Here is a 4673-nt window from a genome sequence, read left to right on the forward strand (position 1 = left end):
CCCACCGCGCTGCCCCCGCCCTCCCAAGTCACCCTCGCCGACGGCCGGGTGGAGATCGCCCCCGGCGCCCCGCGGCCCAGCGGCCCCTACGCCAACGAGGACCTGCTCCCCGTCCCGGTGGAGAAGCGCACCTGGACGACGTACAACTTCTCCGCGCTGTGGATCGGCATGGCCCACAACACCGCGTCCTGGACGCTCGCTTCGGGGCTCATCAAGTTCGGCATGGACTGGAAGCAGGCGGTGTTCACCATCGCGCTGGCCAACGTCATCGTGCTGGTGCCGATGCTGCTGACCGGGCACGCCGGGCCCAAGTACGGCATCCCGTTCCCCGTGTTCGCGCGTGCCTCGTTCGGCATCCGGGGCGCCAACCTCCCCGCTGTCGTACGGGCGTTGGTGGCGTGCGGCTGGTTCGGGATCCAGACCTGGATCGGCGGGGAGGCGATCTACTTCCTCGCCGGGAAGCTGATCGGCTCCGGGTGGAGCGATGCCGGGAAGGTCGGCGGGTACGCGTGGACGATGTGGCTGTCGTTCGCGATCTTCTGGGCGATCCAAGTCGCCATCATCTACCGGGGGATGGAGACGATCCGCCGGTTCGAGAACTGGGCGGCGCCGTTCGTCCTCGTCGGCGCGGTCGTCATGCTGATCTGGATGAGCAACAAGGCAGGAGGATTCGGCCCGTTGCTCGACCAGCCGTCCAAACTCGGCTGGGGCGGCGACTTCTGGAAGCTGTTCTGGCCGTCCCTGATGGGCATGATCGGCTTCTGGTCGACACTGTCGCTGAACATCCCCGACTTCACCCGCTACGGCAAGTCCCAGAAGGCGCAGACCTGGGGGCAGGCGCTCGGCCTGCCGACCACGATGACGCTGTTCGCGCTGCTGTCCGTGATGGTCACCTCCGGCTCGCAGGCCGTCTACGGCGAGACGATCTGGGACCCGGTCCAGCTCGCCGCGAAGACCGACAACGTCTTCGGGCTGCTGTTCGCGCTGGTGACGGTCCTCGTCGCGACGCTCTCCGTCAACATCGCCGCGAACCTGGTCTCCCCGGCCTTCGACTTCTCCAACATCGCGCCCAGGAAGATCAGTTTCCGCACCGGCGCGCTCGCGACCTGCGTCCTCGGCGTGCTGATCTTCCCCTGGAAGCTGTACTCCGACCCGCAGGGCTACATCTTCACCTGGCTCGGCCTCGTCGGCGGCCTCCTCGGCACCGTCGCCGGCATCCTCATCGCCGACTACTGGATCCTGCGGCGCGGCAAGCTCGACCTCGTCGACCTGTACCGCACGGGTGGCCGCTACTGGTACGAGAACGGCTGGAACTGGCGTGCCGTCGTCGCGTTCCTCGCCGGCGGCGTCCTCGCGGTCGGCGGCGCGAGCTTCAAGCCGATCATCGACGGCCGCCCGATCCCGGCGCTGAGGTCCCTCGCGGACTACGGCTGGGCGGTGGGCCTGGGGACGTCGATGGTGGTGTACCTGGGGTTGATGGTGCTACGCGGGAAGGCTGAGAGGGACAAGGCAGACGCCTGAGGCCGCGAGCGGGGTGATACCCCTCACCCCGCAGTACCCTCCCTTGTCACCCCGCCGTACCCCTTGTCACCCCGTAGTACCCCCCTGCAACGCCCCCATCGCCTCCTTCGCCGCCTTGATCGCCCCCGTGTTGATCGTGCTCGTGTCCGGCGCCTTCTTCGTCTCGAAGTCGCTGCCGTTGTACGTCACGATGACGATCGCGTTGGACACCCGGGCGAACACCACGCCCTCCCGGGTCTGCTGCTTGTCCTCGGTCGTGAGGTTGACGACGGAGTACGCCTCCTGGCCGAGCCCCGGCACCGGCCCGCCGCCGCTCTTCTCGCCGACCCGCGCCTTGTACGACTTGAGAGCCGCGTCCTCGGTGTCCATGATCTCGAAGGACACGTCCAGCCAGCGGTAGTCGAACCCCTTGAGCGCGTTCCAGGAACAGGTCCGGCGGACCTTCGTGTCCGTGGACGGGATCTCCTTGCCCGCCGTCTTCGCGCCCGGCACCAGCGCGGTGACCGTCTTCGCGGAGACGCTGCCGCACGGCGCGGGCGCGGCGGCGTACGCCTTCGTCGCGGCCGGGGACGACGGCGCGCCGTCCGTCTCCGACCGGGTCTGCCGGGTGCCGTCGCCCTGGGCCGCCGTGTCCTCCGGGGAGGCGGGTGAGGACGACAGGGCCCAGCCCGCGCAGGCGAGCACGACCACCGGGGACAGCCGCGCCGCGAGGGCGAGCGGCAGAGGAAGAGAACGCACAGGCGCACTTCTTTTGTGGGGGAGGGCACGGAGACCAGTCCGCACCGCGGACGACGGGACGCCAGTGTCACACGACTGACAGTGGTGCGGAAGCGCGAACTCGCTGCGTACCTGAGTGGTGACAGCGGCCCCGCGTTGACGAGGCGAACGTCCCTAAATGTGCCGCGCGGGGTCCGCTGAAAAATGCAGGGCGGACTCGATCCGCTCCACCGCGAGGAACGCCCCGTACACCACGAGACGCACCAGATCCCCGTCCGTACGGTCCTCCCGCCGCCAGGCCGCGACGTCCTCGCCGGTGATCCGGTACGGCGCCAGCGCGGCCAGCAGCGCGAGGCGCGCGCCGGGCAGCTCGCGCCGGTGCGGGTAGCCCCGGAGGATGACGGGGGGATGCGCGCCGTCCCAGGCCGCGACCCCCTCCCGGACGAGGCGCCGCTCGTCCTCCCCGAGGAGTACGGCGCCCGCCGGCGCGGCCGTGCGCAGCGCGTCGTACGCGGGCCCCACCGCCGTACCCGCCGCCCACGCCGGACCCTCGCCGGGTGCCTCCAGGAGCGGCAGGGAGGCGCCCGGGACGGCCGTACGGCGGACCGTGCGGGACAGCGAGCGGCCCGTGAGGGAACGCACCGGGCGCAGGCGCTGGGCGCCCGCCGGGAGGAGGTCCTCGGTGAGCAGCGCCGAGGCGAAACGGTTCACGAAGTGGAACGTCAGGGCGGTGCCGAGGTAGCCGGGCAGCTCCTCGCGCGCGAAGGGCAGCGGTTCGGGATCGGCGCCCGGCACGCGCGTGCGGGCCGCCCAGTCGAGCACGCGCGCGTGGAGCTCGTTCTCCGGGCGCTCGCCCCGCGCGAGGCGCTCGGCCAGGGCGTGGTCACCCGTCGCGTGCAGCAGGACCGTGTGCGCGGACACGCAGAACGGACACCTGTTCGCGAGCGACACACCGTACGCGGCGACCTCCTTGCCCGTACGGTCGCCCGGGCCCGCGATCAGCGACTCCCGCAGCAACGCCCAGGCCGGGACCATGAGTTCGGGTGCGGACGACAGGACCGCGAAGGTGGGCGGGGCGGCGATCCCGAAGTCGCGCGCCAGCTGCGCGTACACCTCGGCGACGCGGCCCTCGGCCTCTTTCGGCGACGGGGGAGCGGTGTGGCGGAAAGGAGTGGACATGTACGCCAGCCTGGCGGCGGGGGCGCGCGAAAGCGTCGTCCCGGTGTAGCGGTTGTGGCGCACGCCCCTGGCAGGGGCCGCGCGGCCCGGCTACTGCGACGGGAGTAGTGCGCGAGCCGTCCACAGGTCTGACGCCGATGTCAGCGGCGGCGTCTAGGGTGCGGGCATGGACGGGCGAACGGACCTGCGGACGCGGCTCGCCGACGTGGCACTCGCGGCCGTGATCGGCGCCATCGTGGTGACCGCCGCCGCCCTCGACGCGGACACGCGGGCCGTCGACTACCCGCTGATCCTCGCCGGTTCACTCGCCCTCGCCGTCCACCGCCGCGCCCCGCGCGCGGTGCTCGCCGTCGCGACCGTGACCGGCACGGCGTACGTCCTGCGCGCCGACCCCGGGCCCTGGGCCGCGCTGCCCGTCGTGGGCGCCGTGCACACCGCCGCGCGCGTGGGGCACCGCTGGCTCGCGCTCGGGGCGGGCGCGGTGTTCCTCGCCGGGTACGCGCTCCACCGGCCCGCCGCCGCCGTCCTGCTCGCCGGGTGGGTGCTGTGCGCGGCCGTCAGCGGGCTCGCCGACCGCAACTGGCAGGCGTACCTGCGCCAGACCGAGCAACGCGCGCTGGACGCCGAACGCACCCGCGAGGAAGCCGCGTTGCGCCGGGCCGGGGAGGAACGGCTGCGCATCGCGCGCGAGCTGCACGACTCGCTGACCCACAGCATCTCCGTCGTCAAGCTCCAGGCGGGCGTCGCCGCGCACCTCGCGCGCAAGCGAGGCGAAGAGGTCCCGCCCGTCCTCGTCGCCATCCAGGAGGCCAGCGGCGAGGCCATGCGCGAGCTGCGCTCCACGCTCGCCGTCCTGCGCACCGACGAGCCCACGGGCACGCCGGCCCTCCTCGTCGAACGCGCCCGCGCGGCAGGGCTCTCCGCGCGCCTCACGGTCACCGGCGAGGAACGCGCCCTCGCCGCCCCCGTCGAACGCGCCGCCTACCGCATCGTGCAGGAGGCCCTCACCAACGCCGCACGCCACGCGGGCCGCGCCACCGTCCAGGTCTGCCTCGACTACGGCGAGCGCGCACTGGTGATACGGGTGGACGACGACGGCCTGGCGCATCCGTCCCGCCCTCTGCGACCGGGCGCGGGCCTCATGGGGATGCGGGAGCGGGTCACGGCCCTGTGCGGAACGCTGGACGCCGCGCCGCGCGCGGAGGGCGGGTTCTCGGTACGGGCGGAGCTGCCGTTGGGGGAAGGGTGCTGAGGGG

At 72.6% G+C, this 4673-nt stretch carries 4 protein-coding genes; 2 read left to right on the forward strand and 2 right to left on the reverse strand.

Going from position 1 to position 4673, the window contains the following annotated elements:
* Positions 1-1521: NCS1 family nucleobase:cation symporter-1 (locus tag AOK24_RS40650; RefSeq protein ID WP_240554361.1), on the forward strand; the 1521-nt coding region annotated here is incomplete at its 5' end.
* 66 nt (positions 1522-1587) lie between these two features.
* Here AOK24_RS40650 and AOK24_RS40655 read toward each other — a convergent pair.
* Together AOK24_RS40655 and AOK24_RS40660 are read right to left on the reverse strand one after the other, a co-directional pair.
* Complete coding sequence (locus tag AOK24_RS40655; protein ID WP_055724932.1) at positions 1588-2259, reverse strand: hypothetical protein; 672 nt, start codon at positions 2257-2259, stop codon at positions 1588-1590.
* A gap of 153 nt (positions 2260-2412) precedes the next feature.
* A complete protein-coding gene (locus AOK24_RS40660; protein ID WP_055724935.1) occupies positions 2413-3417 on the reverse strand; it encodes a carboxymuconolactone decarboxylase family protein in 1005 nt (334 codons plus the stop codon).
* A 166-nt stretch (positions 3418-3583) separates the two neighbouring features.
* Here AOK24_RS40660 and AOK24_RS40665 point away from each other — a divergent pair, with 166 nt between their 5' ends.
* The gene (locus tag AOK24_RS40665; RefSeq protein ID WP_055724933.1) at positions 3584-4669 is read left to right on the forward strand and encodes a sensor histidine kinase; all 1086 of its coding nucleotides are present in this window, start codon (positions 3584-3586) and stop codon (positions 4667-4669) included.
* Positions 4670-4673: the final 4 nt, after the last annotated feature.

The organism is Streptomyces niveiscabiei (assembly GCF_001419795.1).
GTDB lineage: Bacteria > Actinomycetota > Actinomycetes > Streptomycetales > Streptomycetaceae > Streptomyces > Streptomyces niveiscabiei.